This is a genomic window from Nocardioides speluncae (genome assembly GCF_003121585.1).
GTDB classification, from domain to species: domain Bacteria; phylum Actinomycetota; class Actinomycetes; order Propionibacteriales; family Nocardioidaceae; genus Nocardioides; species Nocardioides speluncae.
On record NZ_QEOO01000042.1, the window covers coordinates 160801 to 184834 of the forward strand.

Sequence of the window (24034 nt, forward strand, 5' to 3'; positions counted from 1 at the left end):
CATACGAACCGTCACCCATGGCGACCGGTTCGTATGACGTCCGCGAGCCGCTCAGCTGAGCCAGGTGGGGCGGAGGGGGAAGGGCGGGGTGCCGTCGTCGGCGGTCTTGGCGGCGAGCACGTGGGTGAGCTGGAGCTCGTTGCGCTCGAAGGCGATGCGCGAGCCGCACATGTAGAGGCCCCACACCCGAGCGGTGCCGATCCCGACCTCGTCCACGCACGCGTCCCAGTTGTCGACCAGGTTCTGGCACCAGCCGGCGAGGGTCTTCGCGTAGTGCTCGCGGAGGTTCTCGACGTGCTGCACCTCGAGGCCGACGTTCTGCGCCTCGGTCACGATCTTGCCGGCGCCGGTGAGCTCGCCGTCCGGGAAGACGTAGCGGTCGATGAACGCGCCCGTCGACTCGCCACGGTTGTGCGGACGGGTGATGCAGTGGTTGAGCAGCCGGCCGCCGGTCTTGAGCCGGTCACGCAGGAAGGAGAAGTACGCCGGGTAGTTCTTGACCCCGATGTGCTCGGTGAGGCCGATCGAGCTGACCGCGTCGAAGTTCGACTCGACCACGTCGCGGTAGTCGGAGTGCCGGACCTCGGCCAGGTCGCCGAGCCCCTCCCGGTCGATCGCCGCCTTGGCCCACTCGGCCTGCTTCAGCGACAGCGTGACCCCGATCGCCTTCACGCCGTACTCACGCGCGGCGTGCCGGACCATGCCGCCCCAGCCGCAGCCGACGTCGAGCAGCCGGTCGCCGGGCTTGAGGTCCAGCTTGCGGCAGACCAGGTCGTACTTCTCGGCCTGCGCCTCCTCCAGCGTCGAGTCCTGGGTCGGGTAGACCGCGCAGGTGTAGGTCATCGACGGGCCGAGCACCATCTCGTAGAACCGGTTCGACACGTCGTAGTGGTGGTGGATGGCCTCGGCATCGCGCTCCTTGGAGTGCCGCAGCCCCTCCACCAGACGGCGCCACCGTGGCAGGTGCTCCTGTACCGGGACCGGCGGCATCTTGAGGTGCTCGACCCCGAGTCCGCGCACCAGCCGGACTGCCTCCAGCGGGCTCGGCGTCCGGAAGTCGAAGTGGTTGAGCATCGCCGCCATCGCGGGGTACGGGTCGCCCGGGTGGGCGCCGATCATCTCGAGGTCGCCCATGACGTACGCGCGCGCCAGACCGAGCTGGCCGGGCGCAGTGAGGATGTAGGAGAGCCCCCGCTCGTTGAGCAGGTTCAAGGTGACCTCGGCGTCGGGCGGACCGGTCTCGCTGCCGTCGTATGCCGTGAACCGGACGGTCATGCCGTCCTTGAGGAGGGTGTTGATCGCCGCACCAATGGTGATGGTCTCGGTCATCGTCTTCTCACCGCCTTGTCGTAGAGATTCGTCAACCTGTCTGCTGCGTCGTACCGCTGCTTCACCGCCGCGAGATGAGCCCCGTTGTAGAGCTCATCGAAGGTCGCCTTGTCATAGAAAGCCTCGGAGTAGAGCGACTTATGCCCGTCGAGCTCGTGCACCTTGGCCTCGATCGCCCGGTTGCGCGGCGCGTCCGGCGCGTCCGGTCCCACCGCGACGGCGCCCCAGAAGCCGACGTTGACGTAGGTGGTGCCGGCCGTCAGCGGGTACGACGGCCAGGTACGGGCGCTGCCTTCGCCGTCGGGCTCGCGGAGCCGGAGCGGGCACAGCCACACCGGCCGCATCCCGACCTCCGCGTCGAACCAGGCCAGGAACTCCGGCAGCCGGTCCACCGGCACCTCGATGTCCTGGATCACCTTCTCCGCCTGCGGCCGCCCGGCCCTACGGTCGAGGCGGGCCGCGACGCCGAGCTTGGTGTCCAGCGCGACGAGCTTCCAGTAGACGTCGGAGCGGCGGTAGCGGCGCGGCCAGAGCCGGCGTACGACGGGGTGCTGGGCGCCGAACGCCCGGCTGCACCAGAACCAGTCGGTGTCCCAGCGCCACAGATAGTCGTAGAAGCCGAGGTGGTCGATCTCGCGCCGCTGGAGCGACTTGTAGAAGACGTCCTGCCGCGTGTAGTCGCTGGTCGGGCCGTCGGCGTCGTCCCAGCGCGCGAGCGTCAGGTAGCCCTCCCCCGGCTCGAACACCACGCCGTCCAGCCCGTCGACCCGCTCGCCGTGCCACTCACGGGTCTCGGTGATCTCCTCGATCGCCTTCGCCAGCAGCTGGAAGTCGTCGAACCGGACGTGGCGCAGCGCGACCTGCCCCGGCACCGGCTCCAGCTCGATCTTCAGCCGGGTCGCGTAGCCCAGCGAGCCGTAGGAGTTCGGGAAGGTCGCGAAGAGGTCGGCGTGCTCGTTGTCCGGTGTCGCGATCACCACCTCGCCGCCGCCGGTGAGGATGTCCATCTCCAGGACGCTCTCGTGAGGCAGGCCGCTGCGGAAGCTGGTCGACTCGATGCCCAGGCCGGTCACGGCGCCGCCCAGGGTGATCGTGCGCAGCTGGGGTACGACGAGCGGGATCAGGCCGTGCGGCAGGGTCACGTCGACCAGGTCCTCGTAGGTGCACATGCCCTGGACGTCGGCCGTGTGCTTGACCGGGTCCAGCGCGATCACGCCGCCGAGCCCGCTCACGTCCAGCCCCGGCGCGTCTGTCTTCGCCCGCGGGCGGAACAGGTTCGAGGTCTTCTTGGCCAACCGCACGGGCGCGTCCGCCGGTATGGCGTCGTACGACTCTTGGAGCCGGGCGACCGCCTCCCGGTGCTGGTCCCAGCCGACAGGAGAGCTCACATCTCCAAACCTAGCGGCACATCTGATGCCTGCGCATAGATGTTTTTCAACCCGTGGAAGCTCAGCCGACCGCCGCTTGCGCGAGCAGCGCGGAGTCGACCTGGCTGTCGCGCCGGTCGAGCCGCGCCTTCAGCCGGTCGGCGGCCAGGTCGAGCCGGCCGGCGTCGATCAGCACCCGGATAACGGTGTCGTCGAAGACCTCGCGCTGGGCGTTCGAGCCGCCGATCCTGATGAACGACGGCTCGGCCCGCAGCAGCAGGTCGGCGGCGGTGGCACTGTCGCCCTCGACGTACGACGCCAGCCCGAGCACCAGGTCCGGGAGTACGTCGGCCGCGCCGGGCACGTCGTACTCGTGCGACTTGGCGGCCAGCCGGCGCAGCCCGTCGGCGTCGCCGGCGCTGGCCAGGCCGAGCGCGATGTGGGCGCCGGTGAACACGAACGTCAGCCCGTCGACCAGCGGTGCGACCGCCTCGCCGACCGACTGCCCAGCCGACTGGGCCACCGGGTCGCTGCCGTAGGGCACCAGCCCGGACAGCTGACAGCGCCACAGCAGCGACGTGGCGTCGCTGATCCGCTTCCCGGTGATCGGCGCGATGCCGGCGACGTACCGGGCCAGCGCCGCCGCTCCGTCGCCGAGGGCCAGCTCGTGGAGTGCGGCGTGCCAGCGGAGGTGTCCGGTGAGGTCGGCGGCCTGGTCGGTGCTGGGCAGCCAGCCGTCGAGCCAGGCCAGGCCAGACACGTGGTCGCCGGTCTCGAAGTAGACGTGCGCCAGCGGATGCGCGCCCACCAGACTGGCCGGGTGCTGGTCGAGGACCTTGGTCGCCAGCCGGTGCGCCTCGTCGAGGTCGCCGAGGTCCTGCGCGTTCATCGCGAGATAGCCGAGCAGCGCGGGATGGTCGCCGACGAGGTCAACCGCGCGGCGCAGCCGCGCGGTGTTCTTGGCGTAGCGGTCGGGGTCGGCCACCCGCTCGTCGAAGAAGACCGCGATGTCCAGCCCGACCAGGTCGTCGGGGAACTCCTCGTTGTGCTGCAGCCACGTGGTGTACGACGCCCACAGGCCGACCCGGACCGTCGCCCGGGTCGCCGACACCAGCGACCGCTCCCAGTCGTGGTCGGCGCGACCCGCGAGCGCGGCTGTCAGCTCGGCGTCTGCGTCGATCCCGGGCACCCCACCGATCACGGCAAGCAGCGCGCCCATCGCCCGGCCCACCGCGAAGGTCGGGTCGGCCTCGACCACCTCCCGCAGCACGTCCTCACCGCCGGTCGTGCGCGCGAAGTAGACGTCGAGGAAGCGGTTCCAGTGCGCAGCCGCCTCGCTCGTCGCCGACAGCGGCCGTCCCCACGCGTCCGTGCTCATACTGGCCACGTTAATCAGTGACGGACTCGGCACAACCCCAGAGGCTCCTCGACGCATCAACACGGCAACCGAAGAAAAACATCTGTCGAGAGGTAAGGCGTGCGCGACACCAAGGAACAGGAGTTCGCCGACTTCTTCCACGCATCGTGGCGCCGGCTCTACCCCGCCACGTTCGCGATCGCCGGCGATGCCCAGTTGGCCGAGGATGCGCTGCAGACGGCGTTCTCGAAGGCGTACGCCGCGTGGCCGAAGATCTCTATGGCGATCAGCCCGCTGGCGTACGTCCGCCGAATCGCGGTCAACGAGGTTCTGGCGGTGCGACGCCGGGCGTGGTTCCGATCGGAGCGGCCGACTGCGGTGCTCGACGAGGACCGCGCTGGCCGGGGCCACGAGGACGGCGTGGTCGAGCACGACTCGATGTGGCGGGCGGTGTGCGAACTGCCGCCACGGCAGCGCGCGATCGTCGTACTCCGCTACTACGAGGACCTCGATGAGGCGCAGATCGCCGAGGTCCTCGGGTGTAGCCGCGGCACCGTGAAGTCGCAGGCCTCGTCCGCCCTGGCCAACCTGCGGCGGCTCTACGACACCGAACCCGATCTGAACGGAGCCCGAGATGCCTGACCTGACTGAACCTCACTGGAATGGCGACCAGCTTGTCGCCGAGAGCCTCGCCCGCCGGCTGGACGGACTCGAGCCACCCGCTGGCAACCTGGCCGCGGTCACCAGACAGGGAAGTCGCCTTCGCCGACGCCGCGCCAGCTTCGTAGCGACGGCCGGACTGGCGGCCGTCGCCTGCGGCGCCGTGATCGCCGGCCAGGCGATGATCGGCGGGCCCGGCGGCTCCGCCGAGGCCTACGCCCCGCTCGGCGCGCTCGACCTCAGCAAGGGGCTGCGCGCCTACTCGGTGGGCGACGGCAAGGTCCACCTGGCCGGCCGGACGTTCGACGAGGGCGACGTCCGCTACCTCGACACCTCGGCCCGCGCCGTCCCCGCCGGTGTGGTCTTCTTCGACTCCAAGCTGCGGCCGCACCTGCTCGACGCGAGCGGCAACGTGTCCCGGCTGGGTGACGGGTCGACGGCCGGGCTGGACGACTTCTACCCCACCACGGTCGCCGACGTCACCAGCAGCGTGGTCGGCTGGACGGTCCGGCACGACGACCGGATCCAGATCGTGCTGTACGACGTGGACGCGCGCGAGCAGGTCGGCACCCGCGACGTGCCGTGTGCGGGCGACGCCTGCGACGACGTACGGCTGGACGGGCTGGACGACGGCATCGCCTTCGTCCGCACCCCCGACGGCATGTTCACCTGGGACACGGGCGACGACAGCTGGACCAAGATCGCCGGGCCGGAGACCCGGATCGCCGACGTCCACAACGGCGTCGTACTCCACGACGGCCCGGCCCCGACCCACACCGGGCCGGTTGCCGACTGGCGGTTCGTCAGCGGCGCGATCGATGCCCAGCTCACCTTCGACGGCAAGTACGTCCTGAACTGGTCGAGCACGCTGAAGGCGACCACTCCCGGTGCGCCGGACCTGAAGCTCGACGTACCGGTGGATGACCTGGGCTTCTACACCATCGACACCGACGGCTCGGTCCTGGTCGCGATGATGGGCGGCGACGGGTCCACCGAGGCCAGGCCAGCCGACCCGGGCACGCTCCCGGAGCTCGGCACGGAGCCGGGGGCCGAGGTGACGCTCAAGGTTCCGCTCAGCGATATGGCCAGCCCCGGCGAGGAACTGCCGAGCGACTCGACGTACAAGGACACCTTCTTCGACTGCGAGGTCCCGTCCGGCGAATGCGAGAAGCTCGGCGAACACGAGGTCAACGGCGACCCGATGTTCGTGGGCAACGACATGTAGGCCACACGCCTCAGGCGACAAGCCGTCCACGGCCCGGCGACGGGCCGTGGACGGCTTGGTCGATCGTGACAGCGACGTAGGTCGGCGAGTGCATCACCTGGTCCCAGGTGAACCTGAGCACCGTCCAGCCGTGCACCACCAGGGCGTTGTACCGCCAGCAGTCGCGATCATGGTCAGACTTCTTGGCATGCCAGGTCCAAGAGTCGGCCTCCAGCACCAGCCTTCGTTCGCGATCGACCACGTCGGGATGGAGGGTCACCTCCCCAACGTCGATGGGTGGCTGTGGAAGCACATCAAGCCCGCAGTCCAGAGGGATCGCGCGCAGCACGGATTCGAACGGGTTGGCGGCGCCGCGGTCGGCATGGGCCGCCACCCGTCGGGCCTTCCCAGCGCTACGCCCCTTGCACGCACGCACGGCGTAGCAACTCGCCCCGCCCGATGTCGCCGGCCCGCAGCGCGGAGTCTGCGACTGCAAGCGCCTCGTGAACGGAAGAGCACGAGCGCAGTCGACGACGGTGCGCAGCTTGCTGGTGACATGTCCGCAGATCTCGTCCGTCCCAAGGTTGCTCCAGTGCATCTCGACGGTCGCCTGGGTGTCCGGTGGTATCCGGCGGCCACGGCGCACCGTCACCGACGGGCGCTCCGGGACGGTCTTCACCTTCCAGCCCCAGTGCAGGGCGGCGCTGGTGTGGGACACGACGCCGGACAGCTCGGCGGCACGTCGCAGGACCCCGGCCTCCGGCAAGGCGTACCGATGGCGAGCGACGCGCCAGATCTCGCCGCGCCTGCGCGCCGTACGCACCCGACACACTGTCGTCATGGAGAGCAGCTCCGAGCGCGTTGCCACGCCGGTCATCCACAGGGGTACACCCGGCCTACCAATGTGGGGGCTAGGATCGCGTGGGCTCGGCGCGTCGCGAAGTTTGGTCGTTGGGGCGGTTGGCCCGAGTCAAACCAGATGAACGACGACGCCGACGCCGCCGAACTCCCGGATCGCGGCCTCGTCCGCCTCGGCAACGGCATCCGCCCCCATCACCACGACCGCCTCCAGCCCGCCCGACCCCGACGAAATCGCCATCGCGATACACACCTGCACCGCCGACAGCTGCAGGGACGGCAGCGAGACGGTGGCGCCGGCGTACGTCCGGCCGTCGGTGTCGCGGACGGCGGCGCCCTCGGCGGCGCGGGTGCGGGCGCGGGTGGCGCGGGCGAGGGTGACCAGCTTGGCGTCCTCGGCGGAGAGGTCAGGCATAGCCACAGGCTAGAGGGACTGCAGGTAGGCCAAGACAGCCGCCACCCGCCGGTGGGCATCGCCGTCCGGCGGCAGGTCGAGCTTCATGAAGAGGTTGCCGATGTGCTTCTCCACGGCCGCGGTGGTTACCACCAGCCGGGCCGCGATCGCCGCGTTGGTCAGCCCCTCGGCCATCAGCGACAGCACCTCCAGCTCGCGCGGGGTGAGCCGGTCGACCACCCGCACCACGCCGCGGGCGCCGAGCAGCTCGCGCATCACCTCCGGGTCCACCACCACTCCCCCGGCCGCCACCCGGTCGACCGCGGCGAGGAACTCGGCCACGTCGACCACGCGGTCCTTCAGCAGGTAGCCGACGCCACCCGGCGCGGTCGCGAGCAGCTCGGTCGCCGAGGCCACCTCGATATGCGCGGAGATCACCAGCACCGGGATCGGCTCCGGCAGCCGCTGCAGCGCCAAGGCCGCGCGCAGCCCTTCGTCGGTATGGGTCGGCGGCATCCGGACGTCGGTGACGACCAGGTCGTACGACGCAGGCGGGGCGCACCGCTCCTCGAGCGCGGTGCCGTCCTCGACCCAGTCCACCTCGTGTCCGGCGGAGCTCAGGATCTCGACCACGCCGACCCGGGTGAAGGTCGAGTCCTCCGCCAGCAGAACCTTCATAGGGGCACCTCGATCCGGGCGACGGTCGGGCCACCGTCGGGGCTGTCGACGGCGAACACGCCGTCGTGCACCGCGAGCCGGTCGGCGATGCCCACGATGCCAGAGCCGGCGCCGGTCGCGGCCGCGCCACCCACGCCGTCGTCGCGCACCTCCGCCACCAGCGCGCTCCCGATCACCCCGATCCGGACGTCGACGGTGGTCGCCTGCGCGTGCTTCTCCGCGTTCCCGAGGAGCTCGCACAGCGCGAAGTAGACCGACCGCTCGAGCGCCGGGTCGAGCCGGTCGGGTACGGCCGCGTCGACCCGGACCGCGAGCACCGACCGGCGCCCCACCCGCTCGATCGCGTCGGGCAGGCCGCGGTCGCGCAGCACCGGCGGGTCCAGCTCGTGCACCGTCTCGCGCAGCGCCGCCAGCGCGTCGCTCACCTGCTCGGCAGCGGTATCCAGCCGAGCACTGCCCCCGGCCTCGTGCCGGGCCAGGCCAATCGTCGCCGCGAGCGCGACCAACTGCTGTTGTACGCCGTCGTGGAGGTCGCGCTCGATCCGGCGCCGCTCGGCGTCGAAGGCCCGCGCCAGCCGGGCGCGGGAGTCCTGGGCGGCGGCCAGCGCCTGCTGCGCCTCGTGCTCGCTGGCGCCCAGCAGCAGCCGGGCCAGCGCGGCCCGCGCCGCGGCGTACACCACGATCAGCGGGAGTACGACGAGCAGTGCGGCCAGTCCGCCCGCGGCGGCCGGCCAGGCCTCGGCAGGGGTGTCGACGACATTGCCGTAGAGGTCGACCTGGTCGTCCAGCACCAGCACGACCAGTGGTGCCGACAGCAGGGCCGCGACCGACGACAGCAGTGCGCCCGGCAGCAGCAGGTCGGCGATGGCCAGCGGTCCGGCCATCAGCAGCGCATAGCCGAGCTCACGCCAGGTGGCGGGCTCGCGGCGGCGTACCGCCAGCCACGACCGCAGCCCCGGCTCGTTGACCGGAAGGTGGGGGTCGGCCGGCTCCGGAAGGCCCATCAGCCGCAGCCGGCGGCGTTCGACCTGGCCGATCGGGATCCCGCTGAACGCGACGCCGACCAGCAGCACCGCGCCCACGCCGACCGGCAGCGTCAGCACGCCGAGCCCGACCGCGGAGACGAGCAGGATCAGCAGCGCGAAGCCGAGTACGACGCCGCTGAGCAGGTAGCCGAGCGCGCGCCACGGCCACGCCGTCAGCAGCAACCGGTGCGGACGGGACAGCGCTCGCCACACCTCGGACCCGTCCACGCTGGCAACGCTAGTGGGCTCCCCGGGTCGAGGTCGGTAGGGCCTGCCCTACCTTCGATCCGGCAGCCCGCACCAGCGACCGCAGGCGCGATAACGGATGGACTTGAGCCATGAAGTCCAACCAGCCCTCCGAGGACGCCGTCCAGCTATGGCGCGCGACCCGAACCTACGGCCGCCGGGTCACCGCGCTCGACGACGTCACCCTCGGCTTCCGGGCCGGCTCCTTCACCGCGGTGATGGGCCCGTCCGGCTCCGGCAAGTCCACGCTGCTGCAGTGCGCTGCCGGCCTGGACCGGCTCACCAAGGGCCAGGCGTTCGTCGGCGGCGTCGACGTCACCCGGCTGCGCGAGAAGCAGCTGACCCGGCTCCGCCGCGAGCGGCTCGGGTTCGTCTTCCAGGCGTTCAACCTGCTGCCTGCCCTGACCGCCAAGCAGAACGTGGCGCTGCCGCTCCGCCTCGCCGGCGAGCGCAGTGACGTCCGGGCGCGTGCCCGGGCCGCGCTGGCCGCGGTCGGCCTCGCCGACCGCAGCGGCCACCTCCCCGGCCAGCTCTCGGGCGGCCAGCAGCAGCGGGTGGCGATCGCCCGCGCCCTGGTCACCCGGCCGGAGGTGGTCTTCGCCGACGAGCCGACCGGCGCGCTGGACACCAACACCGCCCGCGACATCCTCAGCCTGCTCCGCTCGGTCTCCCAGGACCACGGCCAGACGATCATCATGGTCACCCACGACCCTGTGGCTGCGTCGTACGCCGACCGTGCGTTGTTCCTGGCCAACGGGCGGGTCCGCGATGAGCTGCTCGCGCCGGCCGCCGCCGAGGTGGCCGCGAGGATGACCGACATCGAGCTCGAGACGGCGGGAGTCGGGCGATGACGAACCTGGCGCTGCTGCCGACGGCCATCCGCGGGCTGCGGCTGCGGCCGATGACCCTGGTCGGGCCGCTGGTGGCGGTCGGGCTCGCGGTGGCCGCGTTCGTGGTCGCGATCTCGGTCGTGGTCGCGGCGAGCGAGGGCAAGAGCGACGAGCCGCTGCGCTACCGCGCCGCCGACGTGGTGGTCGCCGTAGAGCCGACCCTGCGCATCCCGCTGCCTGAGGGCAGCTACACCGACTTCACGCCACCGGACCCGGTCGGGCTCGGCGAGGACGCGGTACGCCGGCTGGCCGACGTCGCCGGAGTCGACAGTGCGATTGCCGACTACGCATCGCCCGGCGCCCTGCTGTCCGGCGGCCGTCCGGTCGCGAAGGACGAGGACACGGTCTTCCGCGGCTGGAGCAGCCGGCTGCTGGCCGGCACCGAGCTGATCTCGGGCCGGCCGCCGGGTGCCGGCGAGGTCGCCGTACCGACCGGCCGCGGTGTGGGCGTCGGTGACCGCGTCCAGCTGCTCACGCCCGCCGGCCGGCAGACGGTGACCGTCTCGGCGCTGGTCGAGGACCCGGGTGCGGAGCGAGAGCTCGGCGTCCTGGTCGACGACGACACCGCCGCCGAGCTGGCCGGCCACCGGGCCGCGGCAGTCGGACTCTTCGGTGGCGCGGATCCCGACGACCTCCAGGCAGCGGTCAAGCGCGAGTTCAAGGCGCCTGCCGGCTTCAAGGACCGGGTCCAGGTGCTTACGGGCGACGACCGTGCCCGGGCCGAGGTCGACCGGCGGGCGGTCGTGCTGGCCGACACTGTGGCGGTGGCCGGTGTGGTGATGGCGGTGTCAGGCTTCGTGGCGCTCTTCACCACCGCCAACACCTTCGCGCTCGGCGTGACCCGGCGCCGGGGTGAGTTCGCGGTACTCCGGCTGGTCGGCGCCACCCGGCGCCAGCTCAGGCTGAGCGTGCTGGTGGAGGCGCTGTTCGTCGCCGTCGCCGGTGGCCTGCTCGGGCTGCTGGTCGGGCCGCCGCTGACCGGGCCGTTCGTGCGGCTCCTGGTCGACAACGAGCTGGCGCCGAAGGACTTCACGGCGCCGCCGTCGCCGCTCGCGCTGACGATCGCGGCTGGTGCGGCGGGCGCGGTCGCGCTGCTAGCGGCGTACGGCGGCTCCCGCCGCGCCTCGAAGATCCGTCCGGTCGAGGCGGTGGCCGAAGCCGGTGCCGACGTACGGCGCCCGGGCGTGCTCCGGCTGGCGTTCGGCGTGCTCTGCATCGGCTCGGCGGTGGTGATCTCGCTGATACTGCCGACCGGCCTGGAGGTCGTGCTCGCCGGTGCGGTGATGCTCAGCTGGCTGGTGCTGATCGGCCTCGCCGCCATCGGGCCGGTGATCGTGCCCCGGGTGGCCAGCGGCCTGCTCCGGCTCCGGGCGTGGGAGCTCCCGCGGGCCTCGTCCCGCCGGGCCGTCCGGCGTACCGCCGCCACCGCGATGCCGATCGCAATCACCGTCGGCCTCTGCGCGACCATGCTCGGCCTGACCGATGTCGCCGTCGCCGCCAGCAACAAGGAGTCCGCCGATGCGATCACCGCCGACCAGGTGGTGGTGCCCGGACCGTCCGGTCTGCTCGACCGCGAGGTCGCGACCGCGTTCGCCGGCATCGACGGCGTCCGGGCGGCGATGCCGCTGCGCACCAGCGAGATCGTCGCCGGCTCCGAGGTGGACTCCTTCGAGCGGGCGGCCTGGCTGGTCGACCCGGCCACGCTGACCGAGGTCACCGCGCTTCCGGTTGGGGCCGGCAGCCTCTCCCAACTCCAGCCAGGTACCATCGCGCTGTCCACCGGTCTCGCCGGCGCGATGGGCGACCTCGACGTCGGTGACACCGCCAAGTTCCGTGGCCCCGACGGTCGGCCGACAACCGCCAAGGTGGCCGCGCTGCTCGACCTGCCGATGCTCTCGGTTGAGGCGGTGCTCCCCTACCCGGCCGCCGAGGTCACCCCGTACGCCGACCGCGTGCTCGTCTCCTACGACGAGGACCTCGACGCGGCCGCCCGAGATCGGGCCGCCGCTGCGGTCGCAGAGGAGGCGGAGGCGATCGGCGCCGAGGCGGCGCCGGCAGCCGAGCTGAGCTCGGCCCAGGCCGAGGCACAGGCCGGCTCGAACAAGCTGGTGATCCGGATCATCCTGGCCATCGCGGTCCTGCTCGGCGCGGTCTCGCTGGTCAACTCGGTGCTGATGTCGGTCGAGGACCGGCGCCGCGAGGCGGCGGTGCTGCGTCTGGTCGGCGCCGACCGGGCACAGGTCCGCAACTGGCTGCTCACCGAGTGCGCGGGCGTGGTGCTCGCCGGACTACTGCTCGGGCTGGCGGTGTACGCCGTGATCGCCGTGCCGATGGTCCTCAACCAGCCCGCCCTCGGCCGCCTCCCCGCACCACCGGTCACCGACGTCTGGGTGGTCGGCGGCGCCCTCACCGCCATCGCCTTCGCGAGCACAGCACTTGCCGCCGCCGCCCTGGGAAGGGTCGCGCCCTCCGCAGCCCAGGAGCGCTAGCCACCCGTGCGCGGTCGGCTCGGCCTCGGACGCCTGCGGGCGGCGTCCAGCGGCTTGGCCGCGGCGCGCGCCAACGGAGCGCAACCAAAGGCGGCGGCCAAGCGCGCGACGCGCCGCCGCAGCGCCCGCAGGCGTCCGAGGTCGGGCCGACCGCGCCCCCGAACGTCTCAGCCGGTCTCGGAGATCTCCGACGGACGGTCGAGGCGGGTGATCAGCACCGTGTCGATCCGGTTGCGACGGCCGGAGACGCCCTCGGCCTCGAACCGGAGCCCGTTCACCTCGACGGTCGAGCCCGGGATCGGCACCCAGCCGAGGTGCTTGGCCATCAGCCCACCGATGCTGTCGACCTCCTCGTCCTCGACGGCCACGCCGACGGCCTCGTCGAGGTCGTCGACCGGGAACCGCGACGAGACCCGGGTCTGGCCGCTCGGCAGGTGCTGGACCTCGATCTCCTCGGTGTCGTACTCGTCGGTGATCTCGCCGACGATCTCCTCCAGGATGTCCTCGATGGTGACCAGACCGGAGGTGCCGCCGTACTCGTCGACGACCACCGCGATGTGCTGGCGGCGGGCCTGCATCTCCTTCAGCAGCTCGTCGACCGGCTTGGAGTCCGGCACGAAGTGCGCCGACCGCAGCACCGAGTCGATCCGCTCGGAGGTCTCTGCCTCGGCGTCCTCGAAGTCGCGCCGTGCGACGTCCTTGAGGTAGGCGAAGCCGACGATGTCGTCGAGGTTCTCGCCGATCACGGGGACCCGGCTGAAGCCGCTGCGCAGGAACAGCGAGCGGGCCTGGCGCAGCGTCTTGTGCCGCTCGATGAACACGATGTCGGTGCGCGGCACCATCACCTCGCGGGCGATGGTGTCGCCGAGCTCGAAGACCGAGTGGATCATCTTCCGCTCGCCGGACTCGATCACCGCCGACGCCTCGGCGAGGTCGACCAGCTCACGCAGCTCGGTCTCGGTCGCGAACGGGCCCTCGCGGAAGCCCTTGCCGGGCGTGATCGCGTTGCCGAGCAGGATCAGCAGCCGCGGCAGCGGTCCCAGCACCCGGGTGGCCAGCACCATCGGCAGCGCCGAGACGAGCGCGATCCGCTCGTTGTGCTGGCGGCCGAGGGTGCGCGGACCGACGCCGATAACGGCGAACGAGACCACCAGCATCACGCCGATCGAGGTGAGTACGGCGGGCCACCAGGCGCCGTCGTACCCGTCGTGGAGCTGCAGAGTGACCAGCACGATCGCCGACACCTCGCAGAACATTCGCAGCAGCAGCGCGGTGTTGAGGTAGCGCGGCGGGTCGTCGAGGATCGTGAGCAGCCAGCGGGTGCCCGCCCGGCCCTCGGCGGCGATCTCCTCGGCCCGGGCGCGCGAGAACGACGAGAGCGCCGCGTCGGCCGCCGAGAACACCCCGGCGAGGACGACGAGCGCCGCCGCGGTGACCAGCAGCGTGAGGTCGCCGGTCATCGCAGGTCGGTTGCGGCGGCGGACTCTGCGGCCGCCCAGGCCGCCAGCAGGTCGCCTTGCAGACCGAACATCACCTTGTGCTCCTCGGGCTCGGCGTGGTCGTAGCCCAGCAGGTGCAGGATGCCGTGGACGGTGAGCAGCTCCAGCTCGGCCTCGGTCCCGTGGCCGGCGGTCGCGCCCTGCCGTTCGGCGACGTCCGGGCAGAGCACCAGGTCGCCGAGCACGCCCTCCTCGGGCTCCTCGTTGACCAGGCCGGGCCGCAGCTCGTCCATCGGGAAGGCGAGCACGTCGGTCGGGCCCTCCTTCTCCATCCACTTCTCGTTGAGCTCGGCGATCGTCGGCTCGTCGACGGCCTTGATGCACAGCTCGGCCAGTGGGTGCACCCGCATCCGGTCCATCACGAACCGCGCCAGCGCGGCGAGCTGCTTCACGTCCAGGTCGTGGCCGGACTCATTGAGCACCTCGATGCTCACCGCTGTCTGTGCTCCTTCGATGGGGAATCCTCGGCCTCACGACGCGCGTCGAACTCGTCGTACCGGGCCACGATCTTGCCGACCAGCTTGTGCCGGACTACGTCGTGGGCGGTCAGCCGGTTGAACGAGACGTCGTCGAGCCCGTCGAGGATACCCTCGACAATGCGCAGGCCGCTCTTGATGCCGCTGGGCAGGTCGACCTGGGTGACGTCGCCGGTCACCACGATCTTGGAGCCGAAGCCGAGCCGGGTCAGGAACATCTTCATCTGCTCCGGCGAGGTGTTCTGCGCCTCGTCGAGGATGATGAACGAGTCGTTGAGCGAGCGGCCACGCATATACGCCAGCGGCGCCACCTCGATCGTCCCGGCCGCGAGCAGCTTCGGGATCGAGTCGGGGTCGAGCATGTCGTGCAGGGCGTCGTACAGCGGGCGCAGGTAGGGGTCGATCTTCTCGCTGAGCGTGCCCGGCAGGAAGCCGAGCCGCTCGCCCGCCTCCACCGCCGGCCGGGTCAGGATGATCCGGTTGACGTTCTTGGACTGCAGCGCCTGCACGGCCTTGGCCATCGCCAGGTAGGTCTTGCCGGTGCCCGCGGGGCCGATGCCGAAGGTGATCGTGTGCTTGTCGATGGAGTCGACGTACCGCTTCTGGTTGAGCGTCTTCGGCCGGATGGTGCGGCCGCGGTTGCTCAGGATGTTGAGCGAGAGTACGTCGGCCGGCCGCTCCTTGGTCTCGGTGCGGAGCATGCCGATCACCCGCTCGACGGTCTCGGGGCTGACACCCTGGCCGGTGCGGATGATGGTCACCAGCTCGTCGAGGAGCCGCTCCGCCAGGGCCACCTCGCCGGGGTCGCCGTACAGCGTCACCTGGTTGCCACGAACGTGGATATCCGCCTCGAAGGCGTCCTCGATCAGCGCAAGGTGCTCATCGCCGGGGCCGAGCAGGCTGACCATGTTGATGCTCGCGGGCACGACGACGGTGTGTCGGGTACCTGGGCTGGTCTGCGTGTCTGTCATAAGGCCCGGCGTGCGGGCGTCCTCTCGGTCGGAATTGTCGCCCTCCATGCTACGCGAGTGGGCCACGCCCGTCGCCAGCGTTTTCCACAGGCTGCCCTCGAGCGGCAGCCGGATCGGAAGGTACGCCGGTACGCTGGGCCCACCCACCTGGGTGGGTCCTGCGAAGGGAGCGTCACCATGGATGACCGTCGACTGGAACCCTCCGGCGACCCCGGCCACTCGTCGGTCAGCGATGTCTGGACGCCGCCCCGACTGCCCGCCGAGCACGAGCGGATGGGACTGAGCCGCAACACCGAGGAGGGTGCCCTCCTCGAGTTCGCGAACGCGCTCAACCCGTCCCGCCTCAGCCACCGGCTGGTCGCCTGGATCGCGCTGCTCGCGCTCGGCCTGCCTCTGCTGCTCTCGGTGATCAGCCTGCTCCGCGGCGACGCCTGACGGGTTTGTCGCTCAGCCGGGCGGCCAGGTCAGCGGGCGGCCGCCGAGCAGGTGCAGGTGTGCGTGGAAGACGGTCTGGCCGGCGCCTGGTCCCGTGTTGAAGACCAGCCGGTAGCTGTCGCCAAACGCCTCCTTGTCGGCGACCGCGGCGGCGGCACCCACCAGCTCGGACATCGTGGTCGGCTCCCAGTGGGCGACCTCGGCGGCGTTGGCGTAGTGGCTGCGCGGCACGATCAGCACGTGCGTGGGCGCCTGCGGGTTGACGTCTCGGAAGGCGACCACGGTCTCTGTCGCGTGCACGATCTCGGCCGGGATCTCACCCGCCACGATCTTGCAGAACAGGCAGTCGGCGGACGGTTCGGGTGCGCTCATGGCTCCACACTAGAAATCCGCCGAGCGGGTGTGTCAACCGGTGACCCGGGTCGCGCGTGGAACTACCGTGAGAAGTCCAACGTTGCCGGCTCTGAGGATCGCGATGGCACCCACCGCGCGTTCCGAGTGGGACGCCGACCTGCACGATCCCGACCGGGCGATCGAGCAGCTGTACGCCGCCCACTGGCGGCAGCTTGTCCGGCTCTCGGTGCTGCTGGTCCGCGATCTCGGCCAGGCCGAGGAGATCGTGCAGGACGTCTTCGTGGCCACTCACGGCCGCTGGCGCAAGCTACGCGATCACGACAAGGCGGTCGCCTACCTGCGCCAGGGTGTGGTCAACCGCTCCCGCTCCGCGCTCCGGCACCGGGGCGTGGTCGAGCGGCACCTGGCCAGCGCGGCACCACCTGACGACGAGCCGGGCGCCGACGAGCCGGTGCTGCAGGCGGCCCGGCGCCGCGCCGTACTCGATGCGCTGGCCGAGCTGCCGCAGCGCCAGCGCGAGGTGGTCGCGCTGCGCTACTACCTGGACCTCTCCGAGACCGAGATCGCCACCGCCCTCGGCATCAGCCGGGGCTCGGTCAAGAGCCACGCCTCGCGTGGCCTGGCCGCCCTGCGACACCTGCTGGAGGAGCCGTCATGACCGACTCGAACGACGAGCGCCGGCTGCGCGGGCTCCTCGACGACGCGGTGTCCGACATCGAGCCTCGCAATGCCCTTGACCAGATCCGTGCCCGTACCAAGGAGAATCAGATGACCGACCGCCGACCGTGGATCTGGGGAGTCGGCGGCGCCGTCGTCGCCACCGCTGCGACCGTGGCGCTGATCGCGGCCGTTGGTACGCCGGGCGGCGACGAGGCCGACAAGGAGGACCCGGTCGCCCCGACCGGTTCGGTCAGCGAGAACGTCGACCCGACGACCGACGTCACCCCGACCGAGCCCGACGGCCCCGACCCGTCCGAGTCCGGGGAGCCGGCCACCGGCGAGAAGCAGGCCGTCGGCGTCTACTACCTCGGCGACACCCCGTCCGGCGCCGGGTTGTACCGCGAGTTCCACCAGGTCCCGGAGGAGAGTGCGCTGCTCGGCGCGTTGCGCGAGGCCACCGTGGTCGAGCCGGCCGATCCCGACTACCGCACCCCATGGCTCGGCGTCATGACCATCGACTCGGCCGAGGTGGACGGCGACGTGCTTCGGATCGGCCTGTCCGACGTCGCCGAGCGACCCGCTCGGATGACCGACCGAGAGGCCGAGCTCGCGATCCAGCAGCTGATCTATACCGCACAGGCGGCGGTCCAGCAGCGGCTGCCGGTGCAGTTCGAGGTCTCCGGCAACCCGGTGGCCGAGACCCTCGGCGTACCCACCTCGGAGCCGCTTACCCAGGCCGCGGAGCTCGACGTCCTCGCCCTCGTGTCGCTCACCACGCCTGCCGAAGGCCAGACGGTCAGCGGAGGCCGGCTGGAGTTCTCCGGGCGGGCCAGCTCGTTCGAGGCGACCGTGCCCTGGCAGCTCCGGCAGGGCGACGAGGTGATCAGACGCGGGTCCGTCATGTCGAGCGGTGACTGGATGACCCGCCTCGCGGCATTCGAGGGGGCAGTCTCGGTCGCTGGATTGACTCCCGGCACCTACACGTTCGCCGCGATGACCGACGACCCGAGCGGTGGCGCCGAAGGCAACGGTCCGAGTGAGGACACTCGAACCATCGTTGTGAAGTAGTCGCTAACTTGGCGGCATGCAGCTCAGCCCCCGCGACCTGAACCGGACCTTCCTGCACCGCCAGCACCTCCTGGAGCGGACTACGCGCCCGATCCCGCATGTCGTGGAGCACCTCATCGGGCTGCAGGCGCAGGAGAACCTGCCGCCGTACCTCTCGCTCGCGGCTCGGCTGGCCGAGTTCGACCCGTACGCCGTCTCCGCCGCGCTGGAGGACAAGTCGCTGGTGCGGCTGCTGTGCATGCGCGGGACCATCCACCTGCTGGTGCCCGGCGACGCGCTCACGCTGCGCCAGTGGACCCAGCCGTGCCAGGACCGCGAACGCAAGCACAGCCAGAACGTCATCGAGGCGCTCCACCTCGACACCGCGGAGGTCAACGCCGCGATCTCCGAGGCGCTGCTCGACGGGCCGCTCGCGATGAAGACGCTGGGCGAAGCCCTCGAGGAGCGCTTCCCCGGCGTGCCGGGCAACGCGCTGGCCCACCTCGCCCGGATCAACCAGCCGCTGGCCCAGCTGCCGCCGCGCGGCCAGTGGAAGAAGCCGGGCGGCGTGATCTACCAGTACGTCGACCGCTGGCTGGGCGAGCCGCTGCGAGAGCCGGACGTGGCCGAGATCGTCCGCCGCTACCTGCGCGCCTACGGCCCCGCGACCGCCGCCGACGTCACCGCGTGGTCCGGCGTCACCCGGCTGGTCCCGGTGCTTAAAGGCATGGACGACCTCGTCCAGCACGCGGGAGAGAACGGCAAGACCCTGTACGACGTACCCGAGGGCGAGATCGTCACCGGCGAGACCCCGGCGCCGGTGCGTCTGCTCGGCGTCTACGACAACGTCTGGCTCTCGCACGCCGGCCGCGACCGGGTGACCGATCCGGTCAAGCGGAAGAACTGGATGGGCGTCAACGGCGGCATCGGTAACACGATCTTCGTCGACGGCATGCTCGAAGGCATGTGGCGGGTCGAGGACGGCACGATCACCGTGACGACCTACCGCGACCTCACCAAGCCCGAGCAGTCCGACCTCGACGAGGAACTGGACCGCGCCAAGGTTCTCCTCGCCCGCTAGTCGGACAAGTTGCCCCACGCGAAACTGTCCGTGCCCGCTGGAAGTTTCCGACGGGATGGGGCAGTTTCACTAGGTACCTAGTGAAACTGCCCGCCCCTTACGCCCAGCGAGACGTCCGGGCGAGCAGCGCGCTGGTGGCGGCGAGGCCGGCGGTGGAGGTGCGGAGCACTTCGGTGCCGAGCCGGACCGAGGTTGCGCCTGCGGCTGCGAAGGCGGCGAGCTCCTCGTCGGTGATGCCGCCCTCGGGGCCGACCACGACCACGATCGACCCGGATTCGGGAATCGCCACGGACGCGAGCGAGGTTGTCGCTGCCTCGTGGAGTACGACGCTCACCTCGGCCCCACGCAGCAGCTCGGCGACCGCGTCGGTCGTCGCCAGCGGTGCGACCGTGGGGAACCAGGAACGGCGGGACTGCTTGGCCGCCTCGCGCGCGGTCGAGCGCCACTTCGCGAGGGACTTCTCGGCGCGCTCGCCGCGCCACACCGCGACGCAGCGTGCGGCCGCCCACGGCACGATCGCCTCGACGCCGATCTCGGTGAGCACCTCGACGGCCAGCTCGCCGCGGTCACCCTTGGGGATCGCCTGGACGACGGTGATCGACGGCGCCGGCCGGTCGGCGTACGCCAGGTCGGTGACGCCGATGGTGAAGACCTTCTTACCGGTGCTGGCGACCTCGCCGGTGACCGACGTACCGGCGCCGTCGGTGAGCACTACCCGCTCACCGACGCGCAGCCGGCGGACCGTGACCGCGTGATGCGCCTCGTCGCCGGTCACCTCGACCGTGCCGCCGACGCCGACCCCGGCCAGCGTCGGAACCAGATGGACCGGGAGGCTCACAGGCGTGACCGCTGGCTCAGTGCTGGTTGAACGCGTCGCGCAGCCGGCCGAAGACCGACTTCGGCGTGCTCGGCTTGATCGTGCCGTCGGGGCTCAGCTCGTCACGCGCGGCGGCCAGCTCCCGCATCAACAGCTCCTGCCGGCCGTCGAGCTTGGTCGGCGTCTCCACGACCACGGTCACGATCAGGTCGCCGCGGGTGGTGCCGCGCAGGCCGGGTACGCCGCGGCTGTGCATGATGTGCTCCGCGCCGGACTGGGTGCCGGCCTTCAGCTCCAGCTGGAACGAGGTCTCGCGCTTCGACTTGTCCTCGGACGGGAGGTCGGCCTCCAGCGTCGGGATCTTGATCGAGGTGCCGAGCGCTGCGGCGGTCATGGGCACCGAGACCGTGCAGTGCAGGTCGTTGTTGTGGCGGGTGAAGGTGGCGTGCGGGGCGACGTGGATCTCGACGTACAGGTCGCCGGCGGGGCCGCCGCCCGGCCCGACCTCACCCTTCTCGGCGAGCTGGACCCGGGTGCCGGTGTCGACGCCGGCCGGGATCCGCACCGTCAGCGAGCGCCGTGCCCGCACGCGGCCGTCACCGGAGCACTCGCGGCACGGCTCGGGGATGATCGTGCCGAACCCGCGGCAGGCTGCGCACGGCCGGAGGGTGCGGATCTCGCCCAGGAACGAGCGCTGGACGTGGGCGACCTCGCCGGCGCCGTGGCAGGTCTCGCAGGTCACCGGCTTGCTGCCGGGAGCCGCGCCGTCGCCGTTGCAGGTCTCGCAGAGTACGGCGGTGTCGACCTTGATCTCGCGGCTGATCCCGAACGCGGCCTCGGCGAGCTCGACGTCGAGCCTGATCAGGGCGTCCTGGCCACGGCGCACCCGCGGCCGCGGACCGCGGCCGGCCGCCGTACTGCCGGGCGCGCCGCCGCCGAAGAACGCGTCCATGATGTCGGTGAACGAGAAGCCGGCGCCCTGGCCGAAGCCCGGGCCACCGAAGATGTCGGAGCCACCGCGGTCGTACGCCGCGCGCTTCTGCGGGTCGGACAGCACCTCGTAGGCGTGCGAGATCTCCTTGAACTTCTCCTGCGTCGCGGGGTCCGGGTTCACGTCAGGGTGCAGCTGCCGGGCCAGACGCCGGTATGCCTTCTTGATCGTGTCGCCATCCGCGTCGCGGTCGACTCCGAGGAGGTCGTAGAGGTCCTGCACGTGGTGTGTCCTTCGTGGGTCTTGTTGGGAGGGCGGCCTGGCGCTCAGGCCTCGTCGAGGATGCGCGAGACGTAGCGCGCCACCGCACGCACCGCCGCCATCGTGCCGGGATAGTCCATGCGGGTCGGTCCGACGATGCCCAGGCTGGCCAGCGCCTCGTCGCCCGGGCCGTAGCCGGTGGCGACCACGCTGGTGCTGGCGAGCTCCTGGTAGGGACCCTCGTGGCCGATGGTGACCGTGATGGTGCCGCCGGTGCTGGCCTCACCAAGCAGCTTGAGGAGTACGACGTGCTCCTCCAGGGCTTCCAGCATCGGCCGGATCGTGGTGTCGAAACCCTCACCGAAGTGGGCGAGGTTGGCCGCCCCGCCAACCGCGACCCGCTCGTCGGAGCGGTGGTCCGACATCGCCTCGACCAGCGCGGCCACCACGGCCTTGGCGGCCGGCGCGATCGGCTGTCCGACCTGGTCGGGGAGGGTGGTCAGGGCGGCGGCAGCGTCGGAGATTCGCTCGCCGGCCACCGCCCGGTTGACCCGGACCCGGAGATCGGCGAGTACGTCGTCAGTCAGCGGGTCGGGCAGCTCGACGAGCCGCTGCTCCACCCGCCCGGTGCTCAGGATCAGCACCAGCAGCAGCCGGATCGGGGCCAGCGCCACGATCTCGACGTGCCGCACCGTGCTGCGCGAGAGCGTGGGGTACTGCACGACCGCGACCTGGCGGGTCAGCTGCGCCAGCAGCCGGACGCTGCGCTGCACCACGTCGTCGAGGTCGACCGCACCGTCGAGGAACGTCGCGATTGCCCGCTTCTCGGCGGTGCTCATCGGCTTGACGGTGGTGAGCCGGTCGACGAACAGCCGGTAGCCCTTGTCGGTGGGCACCCGCCCCGCACTGGTGTGCGGCTGGGTGATGAACCCCTCCTCCTCGAGCACGGCCATGTCGTTGCGCACCGTCGCGGGAGAGACCCCGAGCCGGTGCCGCTCGACCAGCGCCTTGGAGCCGACCGGCTCCTCGGTGGAGACGTAGTCCTCAACGATCGCCCGGAGTACGGCGAGCCGGCGGTCCTCGACCATGGCTCCTCCTTCTCCGTATTGCTTCGTGCACTCGTCGCTGGCACTCACGCTGACTGAGTGCCAAGCCTACTAGACCAGTAGCCCCAAGAGTCCGTCGTCGCGACCGCGCAAGCCGGATAGTCCAGAACGTTTGACATCACTTCTGGGCCGAAAGTGATGTCAAACGTTCTGGACTATCCACGCGGCGAGACAGGTGGGTGGGCGATCTGTCCTGGCCGATCAAGGCCGCATTAGGTTAGGCTCACCTAACTCGGACATCAGGAGGCCGTTGTGGAAGCTGTCGACCGTACGCCCACGTCGTTCACTCTCGCCGCCGAGGCGCGCAGCATCCTGTCCTGCCCGGGCGCGGTGAGCCTGGTCGTGGACGGCGTCGAGCAGGTGCACGGCAACCCGCGGCTGGTCATGGAGGACCGCGATGGCGTGCCCGTGTTCGTCTGCCCGGCCGGCTCGCCGGTCGACCAGGCGGCCGACAGCCGGCGTACCGCACTGCTCGAGATCAGCAGCGGCCTCGCCGAGCACCAAGGGATGCCCATCCCGCCCTCAGTGGTGATGGCAGCGAGGCTCCGCAGCGGCGGGCACGCCTGCGCCGACGCGGATGCGAGCGGGGACTGGCGCGCGGCCGTGGTCGAGACCCGCAAGGTGGTGCTGGTCCGGCCGGGGCTGCCCGGCGAGCCCGAACGCCATCTCCCGGTGCCGGTCGAGGACTTCCGGAGCCCAGTGCACGATCTCAACGCCGGTTACCTGCAGAAGTCCGTCGAGCACGCCAACCACTGCCATCAGCGCGAGCTGCGGCACTCGGTCGCCCAGGCCACCCAGACCCGACTCGACGACATCGCCGGGGTGGCCCTGGCCGACCTCAGCCCGGACGGCGTCACCCTCCGCTGGGTCGACGCCGGTGGCGCGCGAGCCCGAGAGATCCGGTTCCCGGAGTCCGCGCGGACCCCGGTCGAGCTGGGCCAGCACCTGCGCCGCGAGCTGCACGCCGGCATCTGCTGACGCGGCGCCGCTTCGGCGCCAGGTAGGTTCGCCTGCATGGCGGACTTCACCGAGGTGGGCGACCGGGTCTGGGTGGCGAACTACGACTGGTTCGACCTCAACGTCACCCTGGTCGGCGGCGAGCGCGGACTGCTGGTCGTGGACACCCACTCCTCCGAGCCCGCAGCCAAGGAGGTGGTGGCCGACGTACGCCGGCTCGGCGCGGGCGAGGTGATCGGCATCATCAACACCCACGAGCACTTCGACCACACCTTCGGCAACGCCATCTTCCGCGACGAGTACGGCGAGCTCCCGATCCACGCCACCGAGTGGGCCGCCGAGCACACCATCTCCGCGGGCGAGCGGATGAAGCGGAACTACGAGAAGTCCGACGACCCGCATCGCGACGAGGTGATGGCGGCCCCGATCGTGCCGGCCGACCACACCTTCTCCTCGGTCGGCACGGTCGACCTCGGCGACCGAGCGGTGGAGCTGATCCATCCCGGCCGCGGTCACACCGCCGGCGACCTGGTGGTGCTGGTGCCGGACGCAAACGTCCTGGCTGCCGGAGACCTGATCGAGGAGTCCGCTCCCCCGGTCTTCGGCGGCGACTGCCACCCGCTGGACTGGCCGACCTCGCTCGACCTGGTCCTGCAGCTGCTGAACGGCACGTCGGTCGTGGTGCCCGGTCACGGCGCCGTCGTCGACCGCGCGTTCGTGGAGGACCAACGCTCCGACATCGGCGTGGTCGCCGAGACGATCCGCGACCTGGCCGGGCGTGGCATACCTCTCGACGAGGCGCTGGCGGCGGCCGAGTGGCCGTTCCCGGCCGACGGCCTCGCCAAGGCGGTACGCCGCGGCTACGAGCAGCTGCCCCGGCACGCCCGCCAGCTGCCGCTGATCTGAAATCCGCTGGCGCTCGCTACAGGCGGGCCATCAAGG

General features: G+C 71.2%; 24 protein-coding genes. 10 read left to right on the forward strand and 14 right to left on the reverse strand.

Annotated elements, in window-relative coordinates; all coding sequences use genetic code 11:
- Positions 1-51: 51 nt before the first annotated feature.
- From DDV73_RS23565 to DDV73_RS23575, 3 genes are all read right to left on the reverse strand, one after another.
- Positions 52-1329 (reverse strand): class I SAM-dependent methyltransferase, encoded by a 1278-nt coding sequence (locus tag DDV73_RS23565; RefSeq protein ID WP_109509705.1) that lies wholly within the window; start codon positions 1327-1329, stop codon positions 52-54.
- Positions 1326-2717, reverse strand: coding sequence for an FAD-binding oxidoreductase (locus DDV73_RS23570; protein ID WP_109509706.1), 1392 nt, complete (start codon positions 2715-2717; stop codon positions 1326-1328). Before DDV73_RS23570 ends, DDV73_RS23565 begins: the two co-directional genes overlap by 4 nt.
- A 61-nt stretch (positions 2718-2778) precedes the next feature.
- On the reverse strand, positions 2779-4074 hold the full coding sequence (locus tag DDV73_RS23575; protein WP_109509707.1) for a tetratricopeptide repeat protein: 1296 nt from the start codon (positions 4072-4074) through the stop codon (positions 2779-2781).
- A gap of 99 nt (positions 4075-4173) precedes the next feature.
- Here DDV73_RS23575 and DDV73_RS23580 point away from each other — a divergent pair, with 99 nt between their 5' ends.
- Both DDV73_RS23580 and DDV73_RS23585 read left to right on the forward strand, forming a co-directional pair.
- Positions 4174-4695 carry a SigE family RNA polymerase sigma factor gene (locus DDV73_RS23580; protein WP_109509708.1) on the forward strand — a complete coding sequence of 174 codons (522 nt, stop codon included), beginning with the start codon at positions 4174-4176 and terminating at the stop codon, positions 4693-4695.
- Positions 4688-5938: a hypothetical protein gene (locus DDV73_RS23585; RefSeq protein ID WP_109509709.1), complete on the forward strand. Its 1251-nt coding sequence runs from the start codon at positions 4688-4690 to the stop codon at positions 5936-5938. The genes DDV73_RS23580 and DDV73_RS23585 overlap by 8 nt, the downstream gene beginning before the upstream one ends.
- Positions 5939-5948: 10 nt before the next feature.
- Here DDV73_RS23585 and DDV73_RS23590 read toward each other — a convergent pair whose 3' ends face one another.
- From DDV73_RS23590 to DDV73_RS23605, 4 genes are all read right to left on the reverse strand, one after another.
- Positions 5949-6785 carry a DUF559 domain-containing protein gene (locus DDV73_RS23590; protein WP_161962516.1) on the reverse strand — a complete coding sequence of 279 codons (837 nt, stop codon included), beginning with the start codon at positions 6783-6785 and terminating at the stop codon, positions 5949-5951.
- 102 nt (positions 6786-6887) lie between these two features.
- Positions 6888-7190, reverse strand: a complete 303-nt coding sequence (locus DDV73_RS23595) for a cytidine deaminase (RefSeq protein ID WP_109509711.1) — start codon at positions 7188-7190, stop codon at positions 6888-6890.
- Between the two features lie 9 nt (positions 7191-7199).
- The gene (locus DDV73_RS23600) at positions 7200-7847 is read right to left on the reverse strand and encodes a response regulator (protein WP_109509712.1); all 648 of its coding nucleotides are present in this window, start codon (positions 7845-7847) and stop codon (positions 7200-7202) included.
- A complete protein-coding gene (locus DDV73_RS23605; protein ID WP_109509713.1) occupies positions 7844-9100 on the reverse strand; it encodes a sensor histidine kinase in 1257 nt (418 codons plus the stop codon). The genes DDV73_RS23600 and DDV73_RS23605 overlap by 4 nt, the downstream gene beginning before the upstream one ends.
- 110 nt (positions 9101-9210) lie before the next feature.
- Between DDV73_RS23605 and DDV73_RS23610 the strand changes: the two genes are divergently transcribed.
- Both DDV73_RS23610 and DDV73_RS23615 read left to right on the forward strand, forming a co-directional pair.
- Positions 9211-9969 (forward strand): ABC transporter ATP-binding protein, encoded by a 759-nt coding sequence (locus tag DDV73_RS23610; RefSeq protein WP_109509714.1) that lies wholly within the window; start codon positions 9211-9213, stop codon positions 9967-9969.
- A complete protein-coding gene (locus DDV73_RS23615) occupies positions 9966-12497 on the forward strand; it encodes an ABC transporter permease (protein ID WP_109509715.1) in 2532 nt (843 codons plus the stop codon). The genes DDV73_RS23610 and DDV73_RS23615 overlap by 4 nt, the downstream gene beginning before the upstream one ends.
- A gap of 167 nt (positions 12498-12664) precedes the next feature.
- On the opposite strand, the gene DDV73_RS23620 is transcribed toward DDV73_RS23615, so the two are convergent.
- From DDV73_RS23620 to DDV73_RS23630, 3 genes are read right to left on the reverse strand one after another with little or no spacing between them, the layout of a single operon-like run.
- Complete coding sequence (locus DDV73_RS23620; protein WP_109509716.1) at positions 12665-13957, reverse strand: hemolysin family protein; 1293 nt, start codon at positions 13955-13957, stop codon at positions 12665-12667.
- On the reverse strand, positions 13954-14430 hold the full coding sequence (gene ybeY / locus DDV73_RS23625) for an rRNA maturation RNase YbeY (RefSeq protein WP_109509717.1): 477 nt from the start codon (positions 14428-14430) through the stop codon (positions 13954-13956). The genes DDV73_RS23620 and ybeY overlap by 4 nt, the downstream gene beginning before the upstream one ends.
- The gene (locus DDV73_RS23630; protein WP_109509718.1) at positions 14427-15443 is read right to left on the reverse strand and encodes a PhoH family protein; all 1017 of its coding nucleotides are present in this window, start codon (positions 15441-15443) and stop codon (positions 14427-14429) included. Before DDV73_RS23630 ends, ybeY begins: the two co-directional genes overlap by 4 nt.
- A 177-nt stretch (positions 15444-15620) precedes the next feature.
- Between DDV73_RS23630 and DDV73_RS23635 the strand changes: the two genes are divergently transcribed.
- Positions 15621-15878 carry a hypothetical protein gene (locus DDV73_RS23635; RefSeq protein ID WP_109509719.1) on the forward strand — a complete coding sequence of 86 codons (258 nt, stop codon included), beginning with the start codon at positions 15621-15623 and terminating at the stop codon, positions 15876-15878.
- A 12-nt stretch (positions 15879-15890) separates the two neighbouring features.
- On the opposite strand, the gene DDV73_RS23640 is transcribed toward DDV73_RS23635, so the two are convergent.
- Positions 15891-16250 carry a histidine triad nucleotide-binding protein gene (locus DDV73_RS23640; protein ID WP_109509720.1) on the reverse strand — a complete coding sequence of 120 codons (360 nt, stop codon included), beginning with the start codon at positions 16248-16250 and terminating at the stop codon, positions 15891-15893.
- A 103-nt stretch (positions 16251-16353) separates the two neighbouring features.
- Between DDV73_RS23640 and DDV73_RS23645 the strand changes: the two genes are divergently transcribed.
- From DDV73_RS23645 to DDV73_RS23655, 3 genes are read left to right on the forward strand one after another with little or no spacing between them, the layout of a single operon-like run.
- Entirely contained in the window at positions 16354-16890 is a 537-nt protein-coding gene (locus DDV73_RS23645) for a SigE family RNA polymerase sigma factor (protein WP_206051064.1), read from the forward strand.
- Positions 16887-17960 (forward strand): Gmad2 immunoglobulin-like domain-containing protein, encoded by a 1074-nt coding sequence (locus DDV73_RS23650; RefSeq protein ID WP_109509722.1) that lies wholly within the window; start codon positions 16887-16889, stop codon positions 17958-17960. Before DDV73_RS23645 ends, DDV73_RS23650 begins: the two co-directional genes overlap by 4 nt.
- A 16-nt stretch (positions 17961-17976) precedes the next feature.
- Positions 17977-19020, forward strand: coding sequence for a winged helix DNA-binding domain-containing protein (locus DDV73_RS23655; RefSeq protein ID WP_109509723.1), 1044 nt, complete (start codon positions 17977-17979; stop codon positions 19018-19020).
- A gap of 97 nt (positions 19021-19117) precedes the next feature.
- Here the strand turns inward: DDV73_RS23655 and DDV73_RS23660 are convergent, their stop codons facing one another.
- The 3 genes from DDV73_RS23660 to hrcA are packed head-to-tail and all read right to left on the reverse strand — an operon-like array spanning position 19118 to position 22117.
- A complete protein-coding gene (locus tag DDV73_RS23660; protein ID WP_109509724.1) occupies positions 19118-19858 on the reverse strand; it encodes a 16S rRNA (uracil(1498)-N(3))-methyltransferase in 741 nt (246 codons plus the stop codon).
- A gap of 16 nt (positions 19859-19874) precedes the next feature.
- Positions 19875-21050 (reverse strand): molecular chaperone DnaJ, encoded by a 1176-nt coding sequence (dnaJ, locus tag DDV73_RS23665; protein WP_109509725.1) that lies wholly within the window; start codon positions 21048-21050, stop codon positions 19875-19877.
- A 44-nt stretch (positions 21051-21094) separates the two neighbouring features.
- Positions 21095-22117, reverse strand: coding sequence for a heat-inducible transcriptional repressor HrcA (gene hrcA / locus DDV73_RS23670; protein ID WP_109509726.1), 1023 nt, complete (start codon positions 22115-22117; stop codon positions 21095-21097).
- Between the two features lie 270 nt (positions 22118-22387).
- On the opposite strand from hrcA, the gene DDV73_RS23675 reads away from it, so the two are divergent.
- Both DDV73_RS23675 and DDV73_RS23680 read left to right on the forward strand, forming a co-directional pair.
- Positions 22388-23113: a hypothetical protein gene (locus DDV73_RS23675; RefSeq protein ID WP_109509727.1), complete on the forward strand. Its 726-nt coding sequence runs from the start codon at positions 22388-22390 to the stop codon at positions 23111-23113.
- A gap of 36 nt (positions 23114-23149) precedes the next feature.
- A complete protein-coding gene (locus tag DDV73_RS23680) occupies positions 23150-23998 on the forward strand; it encodes an MBL fold metallo-hydrolase (RefSeq protein ID WP_109509728.1) in 849 nt (282 codons plus the stop codon).
- Positions 23999-24034 lie beyond the last annotated feature (36 nt).

What these genes read in the sequence shown, in the direction of transcription:
- DDV73_RS23650 (WP_109509722.1), top strand. Translation starts at nt 16,887, where the DNA reads ATGACCGACTCGAACGACGAGCGCCGGCTGCGCGGGCTCCTCGACGAC.
- DDV73_RS23610 (WP_109509714.1), top strand. Translation starts at nt 9,211, where the DNA reads ATGAAGTCCAACCAGCCCTCCGAGGACGCCGTCCAGCTATGGCGCGCG.
- DDV73_RS23585 (WP_109509709.1), top strand. Translation starts at nt 4,688, where the DNA reads ATGCCTGACCTGACTGAACCTCACTGGAATGGCGACCAGCTTGTCGCC.
- DDV73_RS23640 (WP_109509720.1), bottom strand. Translation starts at nt 16,250, where the DNA reads ATGAGCGCACCCGAACCGTCCGCCGACTGCCTGTTCTGCAAGATCGTG.
- DDV73_RS23620 (WP_109509716.1), bottom strand. Translation starts at nt 13,957, where the DNA reads ATGACCGGCGACCTCACGCTGCTGGTCACCGCGGCGGCGCTCGTCGTC.
- DDV73_RS23575 (WP_109509707.1), bottom strand. Translation starts at nt 4,074, where the DNA reads ATGAGCACGGACGCGTGGGGACGGCCGCTGTCGGCGACGAGCGAGGCG.
- DDV73_RS23645 (WP_206051064.1), top strand. Translation starts at nt 16,354, where the DNA reads ATGGCACCCACCGCGCGTTCCGAGTGGGACGCCGACCTGCACGATCCC.
- DDV73_RS23635 (WP_109509719.1), top strand. Translation starts at nt 15,621, where the DNA reads ATGGATGACCGTCGACTGGAACCCTCCGGCGACCCCGGCCACTCGTCG.
- DDV73_RS23680 (WP_109509728.1), top strand. Translation starts at nt 23,150, where the DNA reads ATGGCGGACTTCACCGAGGTGGGCGACCGGGTCTGGGTGGCGAACTAC.
- DDV73_RS23600 (WP_109509712.1), bottom strand. Translation starts at nt 7,847, where the DNA reads ATGAAGGTTCTGCTGGCGGAGGACTCGACCTTCACCCGGGTCGGCGTG.
- DDV73_RS23565 (WP_109509705.1), bottom strand. Translation starts at nt 1,329, where the DNA reads ATGACCGAGACCATCACCATTGGTGCGGCGATCAACACCCTCCTCAAG.
- DDV73_RS23630 (WP_109509718.1), bottom strand. Translation starts at nt 15,443, where the DNA reads ATGACAGACACGCAGACCAGCCCAGGTACCCGACACACCGTCGTCGTG.
- DDV73_RS23595 (WP_109509711.1), bottom strand. Translation starts at nt 7,190, where the DNA reads ATGCCTGACCTCTCCGCCGAGGACGCCAAGCTGGTCACCCTCGCCCGC.
- hrcA (WP_109509726.1), bottom strand. Translation starts at nt 22,117, where the DNA reads ATGGTCGAGGACCGCCGGCTCGCCGTACTCCGGGCGATCGTTGAGGAC.
- DDV73_RS23615 (WP_109509715.1), top strand. Translation starts at nt 9,966, where the DNA reads ATGACGAACCTGGCGCTGCTGCCGACGGCCATCCGCGGGCTGCGGCTG.
- DDV73_RS23655 (WP_109509723.1), top strand. Translation starts at nt 17,977, where the DNA reads ATGCAGCTCAGCCCCCGCGACCTGAACCGGACCTTCCTGCACCGCCAG.